This is a genomic window from Amycolatopsis sp. NPDC004368 (genome assembly GCF_053602515.1).
In genome coordinates, this window is record NZ_JBSGDT010000020.1 from 91,365 (window position 1) to 112,905 (window position 21,541).

Genomic DNA, 21,541 nt, shown 5'->3' on the forward strand with positions numbered 1-21,541 from the left:
AGGGCGCTCACGGCAGCGGACGCAGGCCGGCGCCGCCGACCACGTGCTCGGGCGCCGCGCCCTTGTCGGCCGCCAGATCCAGCACGGCCTTGGCCACCTGCTCGGGCGTGAGCACCGGTTGCAGGCCTTCGATGAACGTGTCCCGGTCCACGCCCGCGCGTGCCGCGTAGCCGGTGACACCCGCCGAACCGACCCCGGCCGTCGGCGTGAGCTGGGGCAGCAGCGTCAAGAACCGCAGGTCGAGCCCGGCGCGGTCGGCCTCGTCGGCCGCGTAGCCGCGCAGGAAGCGGATCGCGGCCTTCGCGCTCGCGTAACCGCCGCTGAGCGGTGAGCCCGCCAGCGCCGCGCCCGACGACATCGACACGACCACACCACCGGGCGCGAGCGGCTCCCGCAACGCCGCGCGCGTCCACTCGAACACGTGCCGCGTGTCGGTCTCCCAGGTGCGGCTGAAGGTTTCCCAGTTCTGCTCGTGCACCGGCGCCATGAGCGGCGTGGCGCCGGCGTTGAGCACGAGCAGATCCGGCCGGTGTTCGCGCAGCACGGTTTCGGCCAGCCGGGGGTCGGTCGCGTCGGCGGCCAGGGGTGTGAAGAGCTCGCCGGCCTCGTCTCGGACGGCGTGCAGCTCAGGTGCGCTGCGCGCGATCCCGACGACTCGCGTGCCGGCGGCCACGAGCGCGAGCGAGATCGCCCGCCCGAACCCCCGGCCGGCTCCGGTGACGACGGCGGTCTGGAAAGACATCGGACACTCCTGCGAGGTGAGGGAAATCGGTCCGCATCAAGACCGGCCGGCGGCCGGGAAACCGTCGGCGCCCGGCTGTGAACTGTGTCACACGGGGCACTTGGGTCATCTGACCGTATAACGACCTATACGTCGTCCCTTGTGGACACCCGGTCACCGCCGTCGGTGCGCCAGTCGTAGACGACCGTCGTCCGCAGGACGACGTCCTGCACGGACCGCCGGTGGCGGCTCACGGCGGCCCACAGCAGCCCGATCGGGAAGACCACGCAGAACACCGCGCGCGCCGCCGACCGCGGCCAGCCCAGCCTGCGGCGACGGCCCAGGACCCGGAGGCCGAGCAGCGCTTCGCCGTAGGTGCGGCCGATGGTGGCCCAGGACACTGTCAGGTAGGCGATCGCGACGGCCACGGTGATCGCGCCGGCCAGCGCCGGCGGTGCCGCGGGCCACCGGAACGACAGCGGCGAGGCCGCGAACAGGCCCGCCACCACCGCGAAGTAACCGCCGACCGTGATCAGGCCGGTCACCGCCGCGTCGAGGAACGCGGCGAGCAGGCGCGTGACGATGCCCGCCGGCCCCTCAGGCGGGCCGGTCACCACGGCGTCGCAGCACGCGGCCGACCACACGCGCGGCGGCGTCGTCGGCGTTCACCCCGGCCGCGCGCACGCCCCGGATCGCTTCTCCCGCAACGGTTCCGGTCGACTGGCGCATCACCTCGGGCAGGTCCATCGCGGCCACCAGCTCGGCGAAGTCCAGCCGTGCCACGACGGCCGCCACGTCGACCTCGGCGACCACGGCGTCCAGGTCCACGTGCCGGCTGAGGAGCTTCGGCAGGTCGGCCGCGTCGAGCACGGCCGCGGCGGCCGCGTTCACCACCTCCCGCACCGCGCGGCGCGCCACGTCCTCCGGCACGGCGGTCGTCAGCACCGCCCAGCCCGCCCGGCGCAGGGGAGTGGACGCCCACCAGCCGGCCTTGAGCGCCACCGCCCCCAGCCCCAGGACCACCCCGACGTGATCGGGTTCGTCGTTCACGGCGCGCTTCCCTCGGCCGTCCGGTCGCCGGGGTGGTCGAGGAACTGGATCACGGCCAGGACCACCAGCAGCACGATGGCGATCAGCAGCACGGCGAGCCCGCTCGGCCGGTCGAGGAACAGGAACACGAGCACGGCGATCGCGACGGCACCGGCGCGCAGGGCCACCCGGTAGGAGTGCACCCACTTGCCGAGGCCGGTCGCGCGCAGGCCGCTGCGCGAGCGAAGCCACGTCAAGCCCCTCACCACACCCTGGCGGATGTGCACGGCGGTCGACGAAGGACCGGCGAGGAACGCACCCAGCGCCACCACGATCCCGACCGCGAACAGGGTTCTCAGCCCGTCGCGCAGGAACCGCACCACGATGTCGAACGCCGCCGAGACCGGTGCCGCCGAGCGGCTCGGCACCGCGTCGACGACGATGGTGCGCCCGATCGCGAGCCCGATGGCGAGGACCAGCATGCTGAAGGCGAAGCCGAGCGCCGCGCCCACGAGCGCCCGCCGTTTGTGCCGTGCGATGTACACGCCCGCGGCCAGCAGCACGATCGCGATCCACGGCAGCCAGGTCGCGAGCCGGTCCGTGGCGGTGTAGAGCGAGCGCGCCTTCACCAGGCCGGCCGCGTCGGCGACCTCGATCGTGGGATGCACCTCGGGGATGCGGTTGACGATCGTGAGCCCGTCGGCAGCGAGCTGCTGCTTCGCGGCGTCGATGAACGGCGCGAGGTCGAGCACGACCTTGTCGCCCTGGATCGCGATCGCCGAGGCCGACCCGTCGAGCACGGCGACCATCTGCGTGTGGGCCACGCGGATCACGCGGTCCCACGTCTCGGCGATCTGCTCGCTCGCGACGAGCGTGGCGACACGGCCGTGCACGAAGTTCTGCACGCCCGACGCGAGCGGACCGGTCAGCGCCTGGAGCCGGTCGGTGACGGCCGGCGGGACGCCCTGGGCCGCGAGCGCGCCGACGGCGTCGGTCGCGATGCCCTGCACGTTGACGTTGGTGAAGATCGTCTCGGTGACCCGGTCCGTCACGGCGGCCTGCACCGCGGGATCGCGGATCAGCGGGCTCATCGTCGCGGTGAACCGGTCGGTGTCGGAGATCTGGTTGTGCACCCACACCGACGCGAGCGCCAGCGGGGCGAGCACGCACCCGAGCACGATCAGGATCGACGAAACCCACGGCCGCCAGCTGAACCGGCGGCGTTCACGGGTGGCGCGCAGCCGGGCAACCTCGAGACGCAGCCGAGCCAGCTCGGCGCGCTCGTCGGCGGTCGGCTCGGTGAAGTGGGTCGTGCTCCCGGTGTTCTCCGACATGACGCCGCCGGGTTCAGCCGGCCATCATCTCCCGCAGCGCGGCTTCCTGCTCCGCGGACAGGTTGGACTGCACCAGCTCCGGCGCGTGGCCGCCGGCCTCGATCGCGGCCTTCACCTTGTCGACGACCGCGTCGCTCGACATGAGGAACAGGGCCGACGTGCCGGGCGTGATCTTGTCGCGCACGGACTTGATGAAGTCGTCGTCGATGCCGACGTCGGTCAGCGAACCGGCGAGCGCGCCGGTGGCCGCGCCGATCGCGGCGCCGATGAGCGGCATCAGGAAGATCAGGCCGAACAGCATGCCCCAGAACATCCCGCCCATGGCGCCGCCGGCGGTCATGTTGCGCAGCTGGCGGGTCTTCGGCTTCTTGGCGCCGGGTTGCCAGGACACGGTGGCCGCGTCGTGGATGTTGATGAGTTCCTGCTTGGCCAGACCCTGAAGGGTGGAGACCGCCTTGTCGGCTCCCTCGGGACTGTCGAACTTCCACACCGTCAGCGTCGTCATGGTCGTCTCCTGTCGGGTTCGCGGGCTCCGCCGCCGTCACCGTCGCCCCACGGCGGCGCGGGCGCCTCGCCCCTTGGAGGTGAGACCCGGTGCCGCCGCGCCACCGCGGCGCCCAGCCGCAGCTCGGTGCGCCGCACGGCGTCGTGCCGGGCGGTGAGCCCGCCGGCGTCGAGCGCGCGCACGAGGTGCGAATCCGGGCCGTGGCGCGCGCGGATGCTCGCGATGCGTTCGCCGAACGTCGTGGGGTGCCCGTCCTGGGTGGTGCGCATGTCGCAGAACCACAGGGCGTCGCGCAGGGTCGAGTGTTCGTCGGGGAAGCGGGCGAGGTCGGCGGCCAGGCCGCGCTGCTCGGCGACGAACTCGGCGGCCGAGTGCCGGGCGACGAGGTTGACCAGCCGCGGCGGCGCCGACACCGCGACGAGGAACCGCGCGCCGTCGAGCGGGTGGTAGCCGGAGACGACGAGCCCCGGCGCGTACCCGATGTCGTGCAGCAGCGCCGAGGCCACGAGCAGCTCCTCCTCGTCGGCGGTGAGCAGCCGGCGGGCGATCTGCCGCCCGCACGCGGCGACTCCTCGCACGTGCTGCCACCGGCGAGGCAGCTCACGCGCGAGGTGGCGCTGGGCGAGGCTCCACGCCCACGCGGTCAGCGCGCCGCGCGGGCGGACCGCCGCCGGGTCACCGACGGTCGCGGAGTGCGTCGGAGGCATGTACGACCAGCGCCCAGATCACGAGCACGTCGAGGGTCAGGACCACCAGCGCCCAGAACGGTGCGGAGGGGAGGAACGTCAAGTGCGCCAAGGCACTCAGGCCGGCGATCGCGATGCCGGGGTAGCGCGCCCAGCTCTTGCGCGCGAACAGCCCGATCCCGGTGAGGACCGCGGCGCAGCCCAGCACGAGGTGCACCCAGCCCCAGCCGGTGAGGCTGAACAGGATCGTCCCGTGCGGGGTCACGGCGTAGTGGTCCGGATCGAGCAGCGCGGTGAGTCCCTCGACCAGGGTGAAGCTGCCGAGCAGGAACATCATCGCGGCACCGAAGAAGATCCAGCGGGCCCAGCCGGTCTCCTCGGTGACGACGGGTTCGACCGGGCGCACGGTTCGATCGCTCATGGCCGGCTCCCTTCTCGTGGCCGCCGACGTCTACGGCACCCACGCTCGTGTGCGCTTCGCCCGGTGCGGATGAGAGCGTCCACTCCGCACGTCAGCGGGCGGGCCGGCCGGCGAGCACGCGCAGGAGCACCCGCAGCGCGTCGCCCATTCCGGCGGGGGTGGTCGCCGCCGGAGCGACGCCGGGTGCGTTGAGCGGAACGCGCACGCGCAGCGCGCCGGGCAGGGTCCGGAAGCGCAGCGGTGGTTCGAGCCGCAGCGCCTCGCCGTCGACGCCGATGTCCACAAGGGACTGTCCCGAGGCGACCACGAACTCTTCCGTCTGCCACGCACGGTATCCGGGGTAGCGGGCAAGCTGTCCCGTGAGCTCCGCGGTGATCAGCGCCGGCAGGTCGCGCGCCCGGTCGACGCTCACGGTGACGATGCCGAGCGAGCCGCTGTCGAGCCGTTCGCGGGAACCGAACCCGCTGAGCCGGTCGAGGCGGTAGGCGCCGTTGGACACGAGCACGATGTCGGCCGGTGGCCGGTTGTCGTCGCCGGGCACCCGGTACTGGAGGTCGAAGTGCTCGGCGTCCGGTCCGAGCAGCTGCGGCAGCTGCCCGGCGACCGTGGAGACCTTGGCGTCGCGGTAACCCGGCGACTGCACCACCGTGGCGTAGACGCCGAGCGAGGCGTTGTTCACGAACACCCGGTCGCCGATCAGCGCCAGGTCGATGCGGTGCTCGGCCGCCTCACCGTAGGCGTCGAGGGCAGCCGTCACGTCGTCGCGGTCGAGCCCGAGATCGAGCGCGAAGTGGTTGCGGGTGCCGGCGGGCACGCACACGTACGGCAGGCCGTGGCGGCGCGCGACGTCGGCCACCAGCGCCTGGGACCCGTCGCCGCCGGCCATGCCGAGCACGTCGGCGTGCTGGGCCGCTTCCTCCGCGAGCGCCCGCAGGTCGTCGCCGCGGCGCAGCACCACGGGGGTGACACCGCGGGCCCGGGCCTCGCGCTCGAGGTCGAACTGCGCCACCTTCCCGCCGCCCGAGCGGGGGTTCATCAGCAGCACGCCGTGGTGCGCGGGGCCGACGCGATCGGCCGATGCGCGCCGGGCCAGGTCGTGGCCGATCGCCACCCGCGCGGCCACCGCGGCCAGCACCGTCAACCCGAGCACCAGCGGCAGCACCACGAACGTACGCAGGTCGGGCAGGAAGGCGACGGCGGCGAGCGCGAGGACCGCCACGATCGCGAGCACGACCCGCGGCGCGCCGCGGCGGACGAGCGCGGCCCAGGCCGCGGTCGTGGCGATCGCCAGCAGCACCACGGCGAGCACCAGCTGCCCCGGGCTGCGCACGGCCGCGACGATCGCGACGACGAGCGCGGCGGCCAGTGCGAGCAGCGCGCCCAGCGCGCACAACCGCCGCGCGGGCGAGGGACGAGGGCCGGTCATCCGCCGACCCAACGCGGCCGCGGGCCACCGTGTCGTCACCCGGTCCGGATGATGCCTCGTCTCACCCCGTGCGGGCGAGGAAAGGCGCCCGCCGGCGGGTGAAGCTTCCCCGATGGTGCTCACCTCACGACGGACAGCCGAATCCCGAGCGGACCGCATCGCGAGGGGCAAAGCCGCCCGCGCGGCCGCACCCCGCTCGAGCCACGCCGGCTTCACGCGCCCGAACGGCAGCCCGGATCCCCTGGAACTGCTCGCCCGCCAGGACGCCACCCGCGTCCAGGAGCTGCTGCCGATCCGCTACGGGCGCATGGCGGTCTCGCCTTTCACCTACTTCCGCGGAGCCGCGCTGCCGATGGCGAGCGACCTGTCGGGCACGCCCGTGAGCGGGGTGCGGGTGCAGGCGTGCGGGGATGCGCACCTGATGAACTTCGGGGTGTTCGCCTCGCCGGAGCGCAAGCTGGTGTTCGACATCAACGACTTCGACGAGACGTTGCCCGGCCCGTGGGAGTGGGACGTGAAGCGCCTGGCCACGAGTCTCGAGATAGCCGGCCGGAACAACGGGTTCACACCCCGGCAGTGCCGCGGCACGGTGGCCGCGACGGTCGCGCAGTACCGCACCGCGATGCGGAGCTTCTCCGACCGCACCGCGCTCGACGTCTGGTACGCCCACGCCGACGTCGACCAGGTGAAGGCCCTTTACGCCGACCGGCTGGGCGGACGCCGGCGGAAGTTGATCGAGAAGGGCATGGCCTCGGCCGTCGCGCGCGACAACCTCGGTGCCCTGCGCCGGTTCACGACCACCTCCGGCGGGCAGGTGCGCATCGCGCCCGACCCACCGATCGTGTTGCCGGTGGAGGCCTTCGAGAGCGACCACGCGGAGGCCGCCGAGGTGCGCGCGCGGCTGGGCGAGATCGTGCAGGCCTACCGCATGACGCTGGAACCCGAGCGGCGCGTGCTGCTCGACCGGTACCGGCTCGTGGACATGGCACTGAAAGTGGTGGGTGTCGGCAGCGTGGGCACGCGGTGCTGGATGGTCCTGATGCTCGGCAACGACGACCGCGATCCGTTGTTCCTGCAGGCGAAGGAAGCGAGCGCCTCGGTGCTGGAGGAGTTCGTGGGCGCCGGCGACTACGACAACGCCGGGCGCAGGGTCGTCGTGGGGCAGCGGTTGATGCAGACGGTGAGCGACATCTTCCTCGGCTGGATCCACGTGACCGGCATCGACGACCAGCCCCGTGACTTCTACCTGCGCCAGCTGCGCGACTGGAAGGGCTCGGCGAACGTCGAGTCCATGGACCCGCGCGACCTGCGCACGTACGGGATGCTGTGCGCGTGGACGCTCGCGCGCGCCCACGCCCGCACCGGCGACGGCATCGCCATCGGCGCCTACCTCGGGTCCGGGGAGTCCTTCGACCGGGCGATCGCCGACTTCACCCACGACTACGCCGACCAGAACGAAAAGGACTACGCAGCCCTGCGCGAAGCCATCCGGGCGGGGACGGTCAAGGCCGAGTCGGGGAAGTGAAGGCCCGGCAGCTGTTCGCCCCGGTGGTGCTGCGCCCGCTGTTCACCGTGGTCACGCTCGTCGCCGTGTACTACCTGCTGCCGGTGGACCGGCCGTTCGACGTGTGGACGGTCGTCGGGCTGGCGGTGGGCACCGTGCTGGTCGTGGTGCTCGTGGTGGTGGAGGCGCGGGTGATCCTGCGGTCGACGCGCCCCGCGTTGCAGGGGGTGCAGGCGCTCGCGCTGGTCGTGCCTCTGTTCCTGCTGGTGTTCGCGAACGTCTACTACGTACTGGAGTACAACCGGCCCGACAGCTTCACCACGCCGTTGACCCGCACCGACGCGCTGTACTTCGTGGTCACGGTGTTCGCCACGGTCGGGTTCGGCGACATCACCCCGGTCACCCAGGGCGCGCGGCTGCTCGTCACGGGGCAGATGATCGGCAACCTGCTCGTGGTGGGCGTGGCGTTGCGGGTGATCCTCACGGCCGTGCAGCGCAGCCGAGCGCGCCCGGGCCGCGGGCTACCGCTTCGCGTGGCGTGGGATCAGCAGCGCCGTGCCGACCCCGATGAGGCCGAAGCACACGAGCATGACGAAGGCGATCCCGAACGGCCCGTTGCCGGGGACGGCCGCGCCGGCGAGCACGGAGCCGACCAGCGCGGTGCCCAGTGACGAGCCGAGGTTCGACACGCTGCGCGACACACCCGAGATGTCGCCCTGCGCCTCTTCGGGCGAGCTCGACTGCACGAGGTTGACCGACGCCGTCAGCATCACGCCGATCCCGAGGCCCATCAGCAACAGCCCGGGCACGAACGTCCAGATGCTCGAATCCTCCCGGACCAGCAGCAGCATCAGCACGAGCCCCAGCGTCGTGGCGCTGAACCCGAACCGGATCAGGCGCCGCTGCGAGTGCCGGCGCGACATCCGCCCCGCCAGCGCCGAGGCGCTGAGGATGCCGATGGTGGCCGGCACGAGCACCAGCCCCGTCTCGATCGCGCTGTACCCGCGGATCTGCTGCAGGAACACCGATGTCACGAAGAACGCGCCCTGCATGACCAGCCACTGCAGGATCTGCGTGACCAGCCCCAGGTTCGATGCGCGGCTGCGGAAGATCTTCAGCGAGAACAACGGCGACCGGTCCCGGTGCTCCACGCGGCGCAGGTGGAAGACGAACACCGTGAGCAGCACCGCCCCGATCGCGACGTAGATCCACACCGGCGACACCCCGCCCGCCGCGATCACCACCGTGCCGCCGACCGTGAAGTCCTCGCGGGCCGCGAGCCAGCCGTAGGTGGAGGTCTGCAGCACCCCGAACACCACGAAGAACAGCCCCAGGGCCGAGAGGACCGCGCCCCACACGTCGAAGCGCGCGGGCTTCTGCGTCAGCGGCGGGTCGGTGATGCGCAGCGCCAGCAGGATGATCACCACGATCACGGCCACCTGGAAGTAAAACGACGCCCGCCAGCCCAGCGTGCTCGTGATCAGCCCGCCCAGCAGCGGTCCCGCCGCCGCGCCCAGCCCCGCCGCTCCGCTCACGATCCCGAAGTTGCGCGCCCGGGCGTTCACGTCGTCGAACACCACGGTCACGAGGATGTAGATCGGCGGGATCAGCAGCGCCGACCCGATGCCCTCGAGCAGGGAGTAGCCGACCACCAGCAACCCGATGCCCTGCGCGAACCCGGAAAGCAGCGCCCCCGCGCCGTAGATGACGAGGCCGGCGATGAAGCAGACCTTGCGGCCGAGGTAGTCCGTGAGCTTGCTGCCGGGGATCATCAACGCGGCCATGGTCAGCGTGAAGAGGGTGATGGCGGTCTGGATGCCGGTCACCGTGGTGCCGATGTCCTCGGCGATCGTGCTGATCGCCACGTTCATGTTCGTGGCCGCGTAGCTCGCGATGAACTGCCCGAGCGCGAGCGGCAACACGACCGCGGACGCCGAGGCGCTCTTCGATTCCGTGGCCATCGCGGCCCCTCTCCTCGGATGCTTCACCCTGTGGAGCATCCGTTGCGGACGGCATCACCTGCTGCGGATGACCCGCCGATCAGCTCCCCACGGTGAACACGATCCGCTCACCGGGTCCACCGGTTCCGGCTACGCGCGTTCGACGTCGGCGAGGGGCACGGCGCGGGCGGCGGTGGTGAAGGTGCCCAGGCGCTCCAGCAGCGCCGGCAGCTCGGCGACGATGCCGGCCGTGGTCAGGGAGCCCTGGCCGCCGCCCAGGAGCTGCAGGTTGGCGGCGTGCAGTACGGCCGAGGGCAGTGATGTCGGGGTCGGCGGGGAGCCGATCTGAACCCAGGTCAGTGGCCGCCGGGTTCATCGCCGCCGCCACCGTCACGGCGTCGGCGTCGGCGTCGGCCGGTAGCTCCACCGCCCGCTGCGGCTCGATCACCGCCCGCTCCGCCATCGTTCCGCCGTCGGCGACGAACTACCCGCGCCGCCCGTCCGGCAGCAGGCCCACCACCTGGAGCTCGGCAAATCGAGCACCACGGGGCTGGTCACCCGCGCCGAATGCCGCGGTCTGGTCCAGCGCGCCCTGTCCCCACACCCGGTCCCCGTACGAGGGCTGCGGGGTGCTGGTCTCGCTCAGGCCCGAGGGCCGCGCCCTGACTCGCACGGGTGAGGCGGAGGTGGGTCGCCGGCCCGACGCGCTGGCGGCGGCGTCGACGGAGACGCAGCGGGTGCGGCCGGTGCAACTGGCGGGCCTGCTGGTGGCACCGCGGTCGTCAGGCGGTGATGCCCTCGAGCACCGTCGTCACCACGTCCGCCACTGAAGGCCCCGCCGTCGGACCGGTGTGCGGGATCAGCGCCGAGAACACCGTCTCGTGGCAGACGCCCACCAGCAGTGCCGCCGCGGCGTCCACGTGCGCGGTGGGCGACAGGCGGCCCAGGTCGCGTTCGGAGCGGAGGTAGGCCAGGAGGCGGTCGCGCCAGTCGTGGCCCGTGGGCGGCAGCGCGGCGAAGCGGGTGAGGACCGCGGGGTGGGCCAGCAGGCCGGCGAAGGTGGGCAGGATGGCGCGGTGCAGGGCGAGCCCGTAGTCCACGTACGCGCGCAGGTTGGCCTCGACGGTGGCGGACCCGGCGACCGGCAGCTGTCCGAGCGGGCCTTCGGCCGCGCGGACGTGGGCTCGCAGCGCGTGGGCCAGCAGCTCTTCCTTGTCCGCGAAGTGGTTGTACAGCACGCCGTCCGCGACGCCGGCGCGGCGGGCGATCGCGCGGACCGTCAGCTTCGCCGCGCCTTCCTCGGCCATGAGGGCGCCGGCCGTCGCGATGAGGTGCTCGCGCAGGCTGCGGTCGCCGTCGCGCAGGGCCGCGGCTGTTCGGGGTGACATCAGCCGACATCGTATTCACCGGGTGGCGGCGACGAGCCACGCCGTGCCGCGCAGGCGCACACCGCCGGGTTCGGCGAAGGGACGCAGGGCCTCGGTCAGCACCGCGGTGTCGGGACGGAGGTGGCGCACCGGACCCCAGCCGGCGACGAACTCGGCCGCGTCGGCCACGTCGCGGCCCCAGATCTGGTCGGCTTCGACGTGCGTGCACGTGACGTCGCGGAACCCCGCGTCCGTCAGCACCGCTCGCGCGTGCGCGGGATCGGCCAGCGAGGTCGGCCCGCTGCGCACCGGCAGCGGCCCCAGCGCGCCGAACACGGCCCCGAGATCGGTGCCCTCGACGTCGGTCAAGCACACGAACGCCAGCCGGCCGCCGGGCCGCAGCGCGTGGCGCACCCGGGCGAAGGCCGCCACCGGATCGGCGAAGAACATCACCCCGAACCGGCTCAGCGCCACGTCGAACGCCCCCTCGGCGAACGGGTGCACCTGCACGTCCGCGCGCTCGAACACCACGTTCGACGTGTCCGCCGCCCGCGCCCGGGCCGCTGCCAGCATCGGCGCGGACAGGTCGACGCCCACCACCCGGCCCGACCCCGAGCGCCGCCCCGCGAGCCGGGTCAGCTGCCCGGTGCCGCACCCGAGGTCGACGACGTCGTCGCCCGGCCCCACCGAAGCCAGGAGCGCGGAGTTGAATCCGCTGTTCACGGCGTCGTAGCGCTCGGTGTGCCTCGCCCAGTGCTCGCCCTCGTAGCCGTTCCACGCGGCCGCTTGCGCGGTGTTCACGATCATGACCTCATCCTCCAGACGTTATGAACACACGTTCATGAACGTCTGTTCATCATGACCGCGGCCCAGGGCGCTGTCAACCGCCGAAGCGACGACGTCCGATGTGGACGGTCATCGTGCCGTCAGCGATTCGTAAGGCTCAGCGCCCGCGTTCCCGACCTGATCTTGGTTACCGTCGGCCGGACAGCCGATCACCACGAAAGGGGAGTCCGTGCAAGCTCGGGTCAGCTGGGGGCGACGAGTCGAAGCAGTGGGCGGGCTCGTGGTCCGCTACGGGCTCGTGCTGGTGATCGCGTGGATCGCGGTGCTGAAGCTCACCGCGTCGGAGGCCATGCGGATCCAGCAGTACGTCTCGCACAGCCCGTTGCTGGGGTGGCTGAACGACCTGCTGGCCCCGCGGCCCCTCGCCGTCGTCCTCGGTGCGGTGGAGTTCGCGGCCGCCGTGCTCATCGCCGCCGGCCCGTGGCTGCCGAGAGTCTCCGCTGTGGGCAGTGCCCTCGGGGTCCTCGTTTTCCTCACCACGCTCAGCTTTTTCGTCACCACGCCCGGCGTCGGCGACGCGGCCGCGGGCGGCTTCCCCGCACTGTCACCGGTGGGCCAGTTCCTGCTGAAGGACGTCGTGCTGCTCGGCGCGTCGATCTGGACCCTGGGCCGCTCTCTCGGTCATCGACCGTCCTCAGTGGACGAGTAATGCCGGCCCTTCCACCCGGCGCCGCGCCCGGCGAAGTGCCGGCGCGCGGAATCGAGGGTCATCAGCGTGTACAGCAGCGCCGTCGCCGGCAGCAGCACACCCAGCAGCGGCCACTGCCGGTAGTAGCGCGCGATCGGCACGAACGCCGCCGCCATCAGCAGCCACGCGGCGAGCGCGGGCCACGACGGCCCGGTGAACGTCAGCACTGGGGGAGCGAGGAACACCAACGCCAGCCCGGCCACCGTGCCCGCCCAGGACGAGCGGCGAGTGGCGCAGCTGCGTAGACGCCGTGCGCGCGACCATCTGCCACAGGTCGGCCAGGCGTGGGTACGGCCGGACACCGTGGACGTTCGTCGCGAAGCCCAGCCACGTGCGGCCGCCGGCCGACGACACCGCGCGGGCCAGGGCGACGTCGTCGATCACGGCGCCGCGGATCGCCGCGAGACCGCCCGCGCGGTCGAGCGCCGTGCGGCGCACCAGCACACTTCGGCGCGCAGCAGGGCCATCTGTGAAACCAGGTCGAATTCTTCGCCGCACGCGATCACGAGCGTTTCGAGCGAACGCGGCCCGTGGAGGATGTCGGCGTCGGTCAGCAGGACGAGGTCCACGGCACCCGCTCCCCGACGCCGCGCGCGGCCGCCCACAGCTTGCCGGTCCAGCCCGCCGGCCGCCCTTCCGGTGTGACCACGGTCAGCGGCAACGTGCCGGGCGCCGCGCCGAGCCGCCGGGCCAGGTCGCCGGTGCCGTCGGAGCTGTCGTCGTCGACGAGGATCACGCGCGCCGCACCGGGGTACTGTTGCGCGAGCAGGGCGGGCCAGGTCGCCGGCAGCACGGCCGCCTCGTCGCGCGCGGGCACGACGACCGCCACCGAGGGCCAGTCATCGGGTGGTGAGTCGCCGGCCGGCAGCCGCTGATCCGCTCGCCAGAACCAGCCGTGGCCGAACGCGAGCCCCAGCCACACCACGAGGGTGAGCCACCCCAGCACTGTCAGCACCCCGCGGATCCTAGCCCGGCAATGCCTTCGTGGCGCTCTGACCGCATCGGTCAAGAGCCATCGGACGACTGACCTTGCTTTCAGGGAGGTCCGGGCGGCTGGTGAACGGCGTCAACCAGGCCGGAAACCCGATTCGTTCGCCGGGACAAGGAATGGACAGTCCGGCGAAACCCCCTGAGTAGGTCTAGACATCCGATGGATCGGGCACCTAGTGTGCTGGGCAATCCACCAGCTCGTCGCCGGCCGCCGACCGGGGCACGCGGCCGCGCGGACTCGTCAGGAGGAGCACGTGCCGATCTCGACGCGCCGGAACGCCGTTCTGGCCGCAGTGTTCTCTGCCGCAGTGTTCTCGCTCGCCGTCACCGCCGCGGGCGCGACCACCGCGGCCACCGCGAGCCCGCCGGACCACGGCTGCACCGGACCGATCAGACCCGCCACGATCATGGTCGTCCAGCCGTGCGACGGCATGGACCGCGTGCTGCAGAAGGCCGCCGCGGTTGTGCCGCGGGCCGGTCAGCTCGCGTGGCAGCAGCGGCCCGTGACCGCGTTCACCCACTTCGGCATGAACACCTTCACCGACCGCGAATGGGGTTCGGGCGCGGAAAAGGAGTCGACGTTCGCGCCGAGCGCCGTCGACACCGACCAGTGGATGCGCTCGCTCAAGGCCGCCGGTGTCACGCAGGTGATGCTCACCGCCAAGCACCATGACGGGTTCGTGCTCTACCCCTCCCGCTACACCAACCACTCCGTGGTCGCGAGCCCCTGGTGGGTCAGCGCCGGCTGCGCCGACCCGAAAACCGGCGCCGTCCGCGAAGCCGCCCAGGCCACGCGCACGCAGGACCCGTCGGCGTTCTGGCAGACGCGCGCCGCGGCCTGCGCCAACCCGCGCGGCGACATCCTGGGTGACTACGTCGAATCCGCGCGCAGGGCCGGGCTCAAGGTCGGCGTGTACCTCTCGCCCGCCGACGGCGCCGAGCTGCCGGCGAGCTTCTTCACCGACGAGGTCAAGCGTGTCGAGGCGAAAGTCGCGGCGGGCCAGAAGCTTTCCATCGAGGAGCAGGCCACCTACGACGACCGTGCGAGCGCCCCGCAGGGCCAGGGCCGCTACGGCACCGGCAGCGCCGTGACCCGGCGGACGATTCCCACGCTCGTGGCCCACGACGACCGCGCCGCCGCCCTCGCCGCCGGCAAGCTGCCGCGCTTCACCGTGACTGAGGACGACTACAACACCTACTACCTCAACCAGCTCTACGAACTGTTCACCCAGTACGGCCCGATCGACGAGCTGTGGCTCGACGGCGCGAACCCGTGGCGAGACAACGGCATCAGTGAGAACTACGACTTCACCACCTGGTTCTCGATGATCCACTCGCTCTCGCCGAACACCGTCACGTTCGCCGGGCCCGCCGGCGTGCGCTGGGTCGGCAACGAGGCCGGCCAGGCACGCACGACCGAGTGGAGCCCGCTGCCGACGACGGGCGACCCGAACACCGCGCACAACGAGGAGCTGTTCCTCGGCGGCGCCACGGCCACGGACCTCGGCTCGCGCACCGTCCTGGCCGACCCGTCCGTGCGGTTCCTGCAGTGGGCGCCGGCCGAGTCCGACGTCTCGATCCGGCCCGGCTGGTTCTTCCACCCGGACGAGCAGCCGAAAACCGCCGCGCAGCTCGTGGACCTCTACCGGCGCACGGTGGGCCGGAACTCGTCGCTGCTGCTCAACGTGCCGCCCGGCCCCGACGGTGAGCTCGCCCCCGCGGACGTCGCGGCGCTGGCCGCCTTCGGCAGCTCCGTCGCGGCGACCCAGGTCAACCAGGCCCACGCGCGGCCCGGCGACAAGGCGGTCGCCGCGGTCACCGACGGTTCCCTGACCACGTCGTGGACCCCGCCGCGCGGTGCGTCGGAGGGCACGCTCGACGTGCCGCTCGCCCGGCCCGCGACGTTCGACCAGATCCGCCTGGGCGAGGACATCAGCCACGGCCAGCACGTGGAAGGCGCGACCGTGCAGGCCGAGGTCGACGGCAAGTGGCAGACGCTCACCACCGTGACCACGATCGGCTACACCCGGCTGGTCACGCTGCCCGCGCCCGTCACCACGAGCCACCTGCGCGTGGTGATCACGCAGGCGCGGGCCACGCCGTACCTCGCGACCTTCGCCCTGTACCGCTCCGTGGCGCCCGCCGCCTGACCCGAGGGACTCCCCATGACTCGACGCACCCGTCACCTCGCCGCCGTGCTCGCGGCCGGGGTCACGCTCGCCGCACTCGTCACGCAGCCCGCCGCGGCCGCACCCGACCGCCACGGGTCGCTGCCGATCGTCACGCCCACACCACAGTCGCTCAGCCGCGACTCGGCCGACCTCGCCGTGCCCGCCGAGGTCGCGCTCGTCACCGACAGCACCACCGACGCCGCCGCGAAGGACCTGGTCACCTCGCTGCTGCGGCAGCACGGCGCCCGCAAGGTCAGCGTCGTCTCGCGCGGGCACGAACCCCGCCACGCCCTGGTGGTCCGCCTCGGCAGCACCGAGACCGTGCCGGCCGAGGGTTACACGGTGAGCACCGCCCGCGGCGAGCTGGTGATCGCCGGCCGCGACGGCGCGGGCCAGTACTACGGCGCGCAGACGCTGCGGCAGCTGTTCGTGCGGTCCGGCCACGGGTGGGCCATCAGCGGCGTGGCCGTGCGCGACTGGCCGAACATGGCGCTGCGCGGGTCGATCGAGGGCTTCTACGGCCCGCCGTGGAGCACCGCCGACCGCCTGCGGCAGATCGCGTTCCTCGGTGAGGTGAAGGCCAACACCTACGTCTACAGCGCCAAGGACGACGTCTACCTGCGGGCCCAGTGGCGGGATCCGTACCCCGCGGCCGAGCTGGCCACGCTCGGTCAGCTGGTGCAGTCGGCGACGGCGCACCACGTCGACTTCACCTACGCGCTCTCGCCCGGTGTGTCGATCTGCTTCTCCTCGCCCGAGGACCTCGCGGCGGTGCGGGCGAAACTGCAGTCGGTGTACGACCTCGGCGTGCGCTCGTTCTCGATGCCGTTCGACGACATCTCCTACACGAAGTGGAACTGCGCCGCCGACCAGACGGCGTTCGGCGCGCCCGGGCAGGCCGCCGCGGGCAAGGCGCAGGTGTCGCTGCTCAACGCGGTCACCACGGACTTCATCAAGACCCACGACGGCGCACGTCCACTTCAGACGGTGCCCACCGAGTACAGCGACCTCAAGGACTCGCCGTACAAGACCGAGCTGCGGGAGCACCTCGATCCGTCGGTGGTCGTGCAGTGGACCGGCACGGACGTGGTGCCGCCGAGCGTGACCACCGACGAGGCGCAGCAGGTGTCCACTGTGTACGGACGCAAGGTGTTCCTCTGGGACAACTACCCGGTGAACGACTACGAGCAGTCGGCCGGCCGGTTGCTGCTCGCGCCGTACGCGCAGCGCGAGGCCGGCCTTTCGCGGTACCTCAACGGAATCGTCGCCAACCCGATGAACCAGGAGGCGGCCAGCGAGGTCGCGGAGTTCGGTGCCACCGACTTCGCCTGGAACGACGCGGGCTACTCACCGGAACGCTCGTGGCCGCAAGCGCTCGCGCGGCTGGCCGGCGGCGACGCGCGCGCCACTGCGGCACTGCAGGTGTTCGCCGACCTCGAGCACCTGGCTCCGACGTTCGGCCCGACGCCGTGGCAGCCGCAGGCCCCCGTGCTCGCGGCGAAGACGAAGGTGTTCTGGCAGCGGTGGAACGCGGGTGAGGTCGAGGTCGGTTCGCTGCGGGCCTACGCGGTGCAGATCCGCGACGCCGCTTCGGTCATCCGTGGTGGCCGGGTTTCGGCCGCGTTCGTCGCCGAGGCCGCGCCCTGGCTCGACGCCACCACGTTGTGGGGCGCAGCGATGGTCGACCAGCTCGATGCCCTCGCGGCCGCCGGGCGCGGCGACGAGAAGGCGGCGCAGCGGCTCACCGCTTCCGCCGACGCGCTGGTGGCCAAGGCCCAGGCTGTGAAAACCGGCGACACCAACCGATGGGGCGTGCGACAGGCCCTCGTCGGCGACGGTGTGCTCGACGCGTTCATCACCCAGGCCCGGTCCGCGACGCTCGGGAGCTGAGACGCGGGTCACACCCGCTGCTGTCACGACTTCGCCGGCGCACCCGTCAAGAGTGCGTAACCCAGTGAAGGAGCAGACAGTGGAAGCACGACTCAACGTCTTCGAGAACGCGATCTCCGGCAAGTTCCTGAAGTACCTGACGGCGGCGAACAAGCCGATCGCCGAGTCGGGCCTGCCCGCGGCGACCCAGGAGCTCGTGAAGCTGCGCGCCAGCCAGATCAACGGCTGCGGCTTCTGCACCGACATGCACTTCAAGGACGCCGTCGCCGCCGGTGAGGACGTGACCCGCCTCAACCTCGTCGCGGCCTGGCGTGAAGCCACGGTCTTCACCGACGCGGAGCGCGCGGCCCTCGCCCTGGCCGAGGAGGGCACCCGCATCGCCGACGCGGCGGGCGGCGTTCCCGACGAGACGTGGCAGCAGGCTGTGAAGCACTACGACGAGGACCAGCTCAACGGCCTCGTCATGCTCATCGCGCTCATCAACACCTACAACCGCATCAACGTGATCACCCAGCAGCCCGCGGGCCACTACGAGGCCGGCATGTTCGGCTGATCGCCGGTCGGCGGCCCTGTCGTGGGGCCGCCTCGCTCCCGCCACGGCGACGCCCTGGGTTCCGGAAATCCGGAACCCAGGGCGTTGTGCCGTCCGGGGTGGTTCGTGCGGGTTTGACCGGGGCGAAGTGCCCGCCGTTGCCGCCGCGAGTCAGGATGACCCGCGCCCTGTCCCTTGCACCTGGATGAACTCGACCCGGCCGGCTCGCTCTGCGCTCACGAGGCGCGGCGGCCGGTGATCCCCTACGAAATCGTTCCCACAATCTTCTACGAGATTGTTAACAATCGTGTATGGTCCTCGTCGCCGGAGCGCGCGGGCTCCGGCGACGGGTCGCCGGGGATCCGGTGCGGTGCTGTTCCCCCGGCTCACAGGAGGTCACATGGACATCATCGATACGCACACCCACGTCATCTCCCCGGACGCGGAGCAGTACCCGGTCGACCCCATCGGCGGCAAGCAGAGCGAGTGGTCGAAGGCCCACCCGGTCGACATCGACGGCCTGGTGCGGGCGCTGGACGCGGCGGGCATAGCCAAGGCCGTGGTCGTGCAGGCCTCGACGGTGTACGGGCACGACAACCGCTACGTCGCCGAAGCGCTGCGGCGCCACCCCGACCGCTTCGCCGGCGTCTACTCGATCGACGCGATGGCCCCCGACGCCGTCGAGAAGATCGACCACTGGCAGGGCCTCGGCCTGTCCGGTTTCCGGCTCTTCACCACCGGCACGACCATGCCGGGTCAGGCCGACTGGCTCGGCCACGAAGACTCCTTTCCCGCCTGGGCCCACGCCGAGAAGCACGACATCCCCGTGTGCCTGCAGATGACGATCCAGGGCTTGCCGAAGCTGCGCGAGCTGCTCGACCGCTTCCCCGGCGTCCGCGTGCTGCTCGACCACTGCGCGCGTCCCGACCTCTCCGACGGACGGCCCTACCGGCTGGCCAAGGACCTGTTCGACCTGGCCGCCTACCCCGGCGTGCACCTGAAGCTCACGCACCGCGCGCTGGCCGCGTCGGCGAAGGGCGCGTCGACGACCGAGGACTTCCTCACCGACCTGGTCGCGGCCTACGGCGCCGGCCGGCTCACGTGGGGCTCGAACTTCCCCGCGGCCGAGGGCGTGCTGCCCGACCTGCTGGCCGAGGCCCGCGAGACGGTGTCCGTGCTGCCGGAAGCCGACCTCGACCAGATCTTCGGCGGGACCACCACCGCCTTCTACCCGTCGCTGAAGGGTGCCGGCCGTGCCTGAGCCCACGATCCTGAAGACCGTCCTCGCCGACTACCCGCACACCGAGCCGCTCAAGAACGGCGAGGTGACCAGCGCGTCGGTCACGCTCGATTTCCACGCCGTGTCGCCCGTGCACAAGGCTTTCGCGCCGATGGTGCGCGACGAGGCGTACGACCTGAGCGAGCTCGCCGTCGTCACGGCGCTGCAGGCGATCGCGTACGGCCGGCCCGTGGTGCTGCTGCCGGCCGTGGTCGCGTCGCGGTTCCAGCGCGGCTGCCTCATCGCGCACGCGGCGCGGCCGGTGAACCCGGCGGACCTCGCGGGCAAGCGCATCGGGGTGCGGGCCTTCACCCAGACCACGGGCATGTGGGTGCGCGCGCACCTCACCGAGGACTTCGGCCTCGCCTCGCGCGACATCCGCTGGCTCACGCGCGACGGCGCCCACGTCGCCGAGTACGAGGACCCGGGCTTCGTCGAGCACGGCGTCGGCGACGCGAGCCTGCCCGACCTGCTGCGCGAAGGCCGCATCGACGCCACCATCCTCGGCAACGACCTGCCCGAGGGCGACGAGTTCGTGCGGGTGATCCCCGACGCCGCCACGCGCGACGAAAAGTGGTGGCGTGAGCACGGTTTCATGCCGATCAACCACATGGTCGTCGCGGGCGCGTCCGTGGCCGGCCGCGATCCCGGCGCGGTGCGCGAGGCCTACGAGCTGCTGCGCCGCGCCGACGCGACCGTCTCGCGACCCGAAGGGGCTCCCGTCCCGACGATGTTCGGCTTCGAGCAGCTGAGCGGCTCGATCGAGCTGATCGTCGACGCGTGCCTCGAACAGGGCCTGCTCCCGCGCCGCCTCGGCGCCGACGAGGTGTTCGCCCCGGCCAGGAAGATCCTCGGCTAGTCCCCAGCTCCCCACCGGAGTTTTCAACGGAGAAACCGGAAACACGATGAGCGAAACCACGTCCGCGGGCGCCCCCGAGCAGACCCGCAAGCGCAAGCCGTTCTACCAGGACCTCACGTTCCAGGTCTTCGCCGGCGTTGTCGTCGGTGTGCTCGTGGGTGCGCTCGCGCCCTCGGTCGGCCACCACGTCGACTTCCTCGGCGACATCTTCATCCACCTCATCCAGATGGTCGTCGGCCTGATCATCTTCTGCACGGTCACGCACGGCATCGCCAGCGTGCGCGACCTCGGCAAGGTCGGCCGCATCGCGGTGAAGTCCATTGTGTACTTCGAGGTGATCACCACCATCGCGCTCGTGATCGGCCTCGTGGTGGTCAACGTGCTCAAGCCCGGCGTCGGCATGAACATCGACCCCTCGACGCTGCACGCACCGGCCTCGGCGGCGCCCGCCAAGTCCGAGGGCTTCGACGACTTCCTGGTGAGCCTCGTGCCGACGTCGGCCGTCGACGCCTTCGCCAAGGGTGAGATCCTGCAGGTGCTGGTGTTCTCCGTCCTGTTCGCCTGCGGCCTCGCCGCACTGGGCGAGAAGGCGCAGCCGGTGCTGAACATCGTGGGGACCGTGCAGCAGTCGCTGTTCTGGATCATCAAGAAGGTGATGCGCCTGGCCCCGTTCGCCGCGTTCGGCGCGATCGCCTTCACGGTGTCGAAGTACGGACTGTCCACTTTGCTCCCGTTGGCCAAGCTCGTGGGTGTGTTCTACCTGATCGTGGTGCTGTTTTTCGTGCTGGTGCTGTGGCCGGTCTCGCACTACGCCGGCGTGAGCCTGTGGAAGGTGTTGCGCTACTTCCGCGCCGAACTGGTGCTGGTGCTCGGCACGAGCTCGTCGGAGAGCGTGTTCCCCCAGCTCACGCACAAGCTCGAGAAGCTGGGCGTCGACGAACCCGTGGTGGGCCTCGTCCTGCCCACCGCGTACAGCTTCAACCACGACGGCACCTGCCTGTACTTCGCGGCGGTGAGCGTGTTCCTGGCGCAGGCCACCGGCACGGACCTCAGCTGGCAGGCCCAGCTGGGCCTCCTGGTCGTGCTGCTGCTCACCTCCAAGGGCGGCGCCGGCGTCTCGGGCTCGGCGATCGCCGTGCTGGCCCTGACCCTGGCGGCCACTCACACCATCCCGGTCAGCAGCATCGCCCTGGTGCTGGGTGTCCACAGCGTCCTGTCGGCGGCGTTCGTGTTCACCAACATCGCGGGCAACTGCGTGGCCACGCTGGTCGTGGGCAAGTGGGAGAAGGCGATCGACAGGGTGACCCTGCACCGCGAACTGGACGCGGGGTACGTGGCGGCGTGAGGAATGCG

General features: G+C 71.8%; 22 protein-coding genes and 2 pseudogenes. 9 read left to right on the forward strand and 15 right to left on the reverse strand.

Features of this window, described 5'->3' with window-relative positions:
- Positions 1–7 precede the first annotated feature (7 nt).
- The 8 genes from ACWEOE_RS25820 to ACWEOE_RS25855 all read right to left on the reverse strand — a co-directional run bounded on the left by ACWEOE_RS25820 (position 8) and on the right by ACWEOE_RS25855 (position 6,122).
- Positions 8–742, reverse strand: a complete 735-nt coding sequence (locus tag ACWEOE_RS25820) for an SDR family oxidoreductase (protein ID WP_452013319.1) — start codon at positions 740–742, stop codon at positions 8–10.
- 125 nt (positions 743–867) lie between these two features.
- Positions 868–1,335: an RDD family protein gene (locus tag ACWEOE_RS25825; protein WP_452013321.1), complete on the reverse strand. Its 468-nt coding sequence runs from the start codon at positions 1,333–1,335 to the stop codon at positions 868–870.
- Positions 1,319–1,771 carry a hypothetical protein gene (locus ACWEOE_RS25830; protein WP_452013323.1) on the reverse strand — a complete coding sequence of 151 codons (453 nt, stop codon included), beginning with the start codon at positions 1,769–1,771 and terminating at the stop codon, positions 1,319–1,321. Before ACWEOE_RS25830 ends, ACWEOE_RS25825 begins: the two co-directional genes overlap by 17 nt.
- Positions 1,768–3,084: a hypothetical protein gene (locus ACWEOE_RS25835; protein WP_452013325.1), complete on the reverse strand. Its 1,317-nt coding sequence runs from the start codon at positions 3,082–3,084 to the stop codon at positions 1,768–1,770. Before ACWEOE_RS25835 ends, ACWEOE_RS25830 begins: the two co-directional genes overlap by 4 nt.
- A gap of 13 nt (positions 3,085–3,097) precedes the next feature.
- A complete protein-coding gene (locus ACWEOE_RS25840; protein ID WP_452013327.1) occupies positions 3,098–3,589 on the reverse strand; it encodes a DUF1269 domain-containing protein in 492 nt (163 codons plus the stop codon).
- Positions 3,586–4,296, reverse strand: coding sequence for an HD domain-containing protein (locus tag ACWEOE_RS25845; RefSeq protein ID WP_452013329.1), 711 nt, complete (start codon positions 4,294–4,296; stop codon positions 3,586–3,588). Before ACWEOE_RS25845 ends, ACWEOE_RS25840 begins: the two co-directional genes overlap by 4 nt.
- The gene (locus ACWEOE_RS25850; protein ID WP_452013331.1) at positions 4,265–4,696 is read right to left on the reverse strand and encodes a DUF7144 family membrane protein; all 432 of its coding nucleotides are present in this window, start codon (positions 4,694–4,696) and stop codon (positions 4,265–4,267) included. Before ACWEOE_RS25850 ends, ACWEOE_RS25845 begins: the two co-directional genes overlap by 32 nt.
- A 91-nt stretch (positions 4,697–4,787) precedes the next feature.
- Entirely contained in the window at positions 4,788–6,122 is a 1,335-nt protein-coding gene (locus ACWEOE_RS25855; RefSeq protein WP_452013334.1) for a diacylglycerol/lipid kinase family protein, read from the reverse strand.
- Between the two features lie 112 nt (positions 6,123–6,234).
- On the opposite strand from ACWEOE_RS25855, the gene ACWEOE_RS25860 reads away from it, so the two are divergent.
- Both ACWEOE_RS25860 and ACWEOE_RS25865 read left to right on the forward strand, forming a co-directional pair.
- Positions 6,235–7,647, forward strand: a complete 1,413-nt coding sequence (locus ACWEOE_RS25860; RefSeq protein WP_452013336.1) for a DUF2252 domain-containing protein — start codon at positions 6,235–6,237, stop codon at positions 7,645–7,647.
- Between the two features lie 245 nt (positions 7,648–7,892).
- Positions 7,893–8,108 (forward strand): annotated as a pseudogene (locus ACWEOE_RS25865) (potassium channel family protein); the annotation flags it as partial.
- 39 nt (positions 8,109–8,147) lie between these two features.
- On the opposite strand, the gene ACWEOE_RS25870 reads toward ACWEOE_RS25865, so the two are convergent.
- The 3 genes from ACWEOE_RS25870 to ACWEOE_RS25880 form a co-directional block, all read right to left on the reverse strand.
- Positions 8,148–9,587 carry an MFS transporter gene (locus ACWEOE_RS25870; protein ID WP_452013338.1) on the reverse strand — a complete coding sequence of 480 codons (1,440 nt, stop codon included), beginning with the start codon at positions 9,585–9,587 and terminating at the stop codon, positions 8,148–8,150.
- 761 nt (positions 9,588–10,348) lie between these two features.
- Positions 10,349–10,954: a TetR/AcrR family transcriptional regulator gene (locus ACWEOE_RS25875; protein WP_452013340.1), complete on the reverse strand. Its 606-nt coding sequence runs from the start codon at positions 10,952–10,954 to the stop codon at positions 10,349–10,351.
- A 15-nt stretch (positions 10,955–10,969) separates the two neighbouring features.
- Positions 10,970–11,740 carry a class I SAM-dependent methyltransferase gene (locus ACWEOE_RS25880; RefSeq protein WP_452013343.1) on the reverse strand — a complete coding sequence of 257 codons (771 nt, stop codon included), beginning with the start codon at positions 11,738–11,740 and terminating at the stop codon, positions 10,970–10,972.
- Positions 11,741–11,987: 247 nt separating this feature from the next.
- Between ACWEOE_RS25880 and ACWEOE_RS25885 the strand changes: the two genes are divergently transcribed.
- Positions 11,988–12,428 (forward strand): YkgB family protein, encoded by a 441-nt coding sequence (locus ACWEOE_RS25885; protein WP_452013345.1) that lies wholly within the window; start codon positions 11,988–11,990, stop codon positions 12,426–12,428.
- On the opposite strand, the gene ACWEOE_RS25890 is transcribed toward ACWEOE_RS25885, so the two are convergent.
- The 4 genes and pseudogenes from ACWEOE_RS25890 to ACWEOE_RS25905 form a co-directional block, all read right to left on the reverse strand.
- Positions 12,401–12,634 carry a hypothetical protein gene (locus tag ACWEOE_RS25890; protein ID WP_452013483.1) on the reverse strand — a complete coding sequence of 78 codons (234 nt, stop codon included), beginning with the start codon at positions 12,632–12,634 and terminating at the stop codon, positions 12,401–12,403. The two genes, ACWEOE_RS25885 and ACWEOE_RS25890, sit on opposite strands and share 28 nt — an antisense overlap.
- Before the next feature lie 160 nt (positions 12,635–12,794).
- Positions 12,795–12,863, reverse strand: a pseudogene (locus tag ACWEOE_RS25895) (hypothetical protein); the annotation flags it as partial.
- Positions 12,848–13,036, reverse strand: coding sequence for a hypothetical protein (locus tag ACWEOE_RS25900; RefSeq protein WP_452013348.1), 189 nt, complete (start codon positions 13,034–13,036; stop codon positions 12,848–12,850). The gene ACWEOE_RS25900 and the pseudogene ACWEOE_RS25895, both read right to left, overlap by 16 nt.
- Complete coding sequence (locus tag ACWEOE_RS25905; RefSeq protein ID WP_452013350.1) at positions 13,018–13,422, reverse strand: glycosyltransferase; 405 nt, start codon at positions 13,420–13,422, stop codon at positions 13,018–13,020. Before ACWEOE_RS25905 ends, ACWEOE_RS25900 begins: the two co-directional genes overlap by 19 nt.
- 289 nt (positions 13,423–13,711) lie before the next feature.
- On the opposite strand from ACWEOE_RS25905, the gene ACWEOE_RS25910 reads away from it, so the two are divergent.
- The 6 genes from ACWEOE_RS25910 to ACWEOE_RS25935 all read left to right on the forward strand — a co-directional run bounded on the left by ACWEOE_RS25910 (position 13,712) and on the right by ACWEOE_RS25935 (position 21,533).
- On the forward strand, positions 13,712–15,607 hold the full coding sequence (locus tag ACWEOE_RS25910) for an alpha-L-fucosidase (protein WP_452013353.1): 1,896 nt from the start codon (positions 13,712–13,714) through the stop codon (positions 15,605–15,607).
- A gap of 15 nt (positions 15,608–15,622) precedes the next feature.
- Positions 15,623–17,518 carry a beta-N-acetylglucosaminidase domain-containing protein gene (locus tag ACWEOE_RS25915; protein WP_452013356.1) on the forward strand — a complete coding sequence of 632 codons (1,896 nt, stop codon included), beginning with the start codon at positions 15,623–15,625 and terminating at the stop codon, positions 17,516–17,518.
- A 79-nt stretch (positions 17,519–17,597) separates the two neighbouring features.
- On the forward strand, positions 17,598–18,071 hold the full coding sequence (locus ACWEOE_RS25920; RefSeq protein ID WP_452013359.1) for a carboxymuconolactone decarboxylase family protein: 474 nt from the start codon (positions 17,598–17,600) through the stop codon (positions 18,069–18,071).
- A gap of 379 nt (positions 18,072–18,450) precedes the next feature.
- Complete coding sequence (locus ACWEOE_RS25925; protein WP_452013361.1) at positions 18,451–19,311, forward strand: amidohydrolase family protein; 861 nt, start codon at positions 18,451–18,453, stop codon at positions 19,309–19,311.
- Complete coding sequence (locus ACWEOE_RS25930; RefSeq protein WP_452013364.1) at positions 19,304–20,188, forward strand: hypothetical protein; 885 nt, start codon at positions 19,304–19,306, stop codon at positions 20,186–20,188. The genes ACWEOE_RS25925 and ACWEOE_RS25930 overlap by 8 nt, the downstream gene beginning before the upstream one ends.
- A gap of 46 nt (positions 20,189–20,234) precedes the next feature.
- Positions 20,235–21,533, forward strand: a complete 1,299-nt coding sequence (locus ACWEOE_RS25935) for a cation:dicarboxylate symporter family transporter (protein ID WP_452013367.1) — start codon at positions 20,235–20,237, stop codon at positions 21,531–21,533.
- The last annotated feature ends 8 nt before the right edge of the window (positions 21,534–21,541 follow it).

Coding starts and splice junctions, on each gene's coding strand:
- ACWEOE_RS25820 (WP_452013319.1), bottom strand. CDS start 742: ATGTCTTTCCAGACCGCCGTCGTCACCGGAGCCGGCCGGGGGTTCGGG.
- ACWEOE_RS25835 (WP_452013325.1), bottom strand. CDS start 3,084: ATGTCGGAGAACACCGGGAGCACGACCCACTTCACCGAGCCGACCGCC.
- ACWEOE_RS25840 (WP_452013327.1), bottom strand. CDS start 3,589: ATGACGACGCTGACGGTGTGGAAGTTCGACAGTCCCGAGGGAGCCGAC.
- ACWEOE_RS25845 (WP_452013329.1), bottom strand. CDS start 4,296: ATGCCTCCGACGCACTCCGCGACCGTCGGTGACCCGGCGGCGGTCCGC.
- ACWEOE_RS25850 (WP_452013331.1), bottom strand. CDS start 4,696: ATGAGCGATCGAACCGTGCGCCCGGTCGAACCCGTCGTCACCGAGGAG.
- ACWEOE_RS25855 (WP_452013334.1), bottom strand. CDS start 6,122: ATGACCGGCCCTCGTCCCTCGCCCGCGCGGCGGTTGTGCGCGCTGGGC.
- ACWEOE_RS25860 (WP_452013336.1), top strand. CDS start 6,235: ATGGTGCTCACCTCACGACGGACAGCCGAATCCCGAGCGGACCGCATC.
- ACWEOE_RS25870 (WP_452013338.1), bottom strand. CDS start 9,587: ATGGCCACGGAATCGAAGAGCGCCTCGGCGTCCGCGGTCGTGTTGCCG.
- ACWEOE_RS25875 (WP_452013340.1), bottom strand. CDS start 10,954: ATGTCACCCCGAACAGCCGCGGCCCTGCGCGACGGCGACCGCAGCCTG.
- ACWEOE_RS25880 (WP_452013343.1), bottom strand. CDS start 11,740: ATGATCGTGAACACCGCGCAAGCGGCCGCGTGGAACGGCTACGAGGGC.
- ACWEOE_RS25915 (WP_452013356.1), top strand. CDS start 15,623: ATGACTCGACGCACCCGTCACCTCGCCGCCGTGCTCGCGGCCGGGGTC.
- ACWEOE_RS25925 (WP_452013361.1), top strand. CDS start 18,451: ATGGACATCATCGATACGCACACCCACGTCATCTCCCCGGACGCGGAG.
- ACWEOE_RS25935 (WP_452013367.1), top strand. CDS start 20,235: ATGAGCGAAACCACGTCCGCGGGCGCCCCCGAGCAGACCCGCAAGCGC.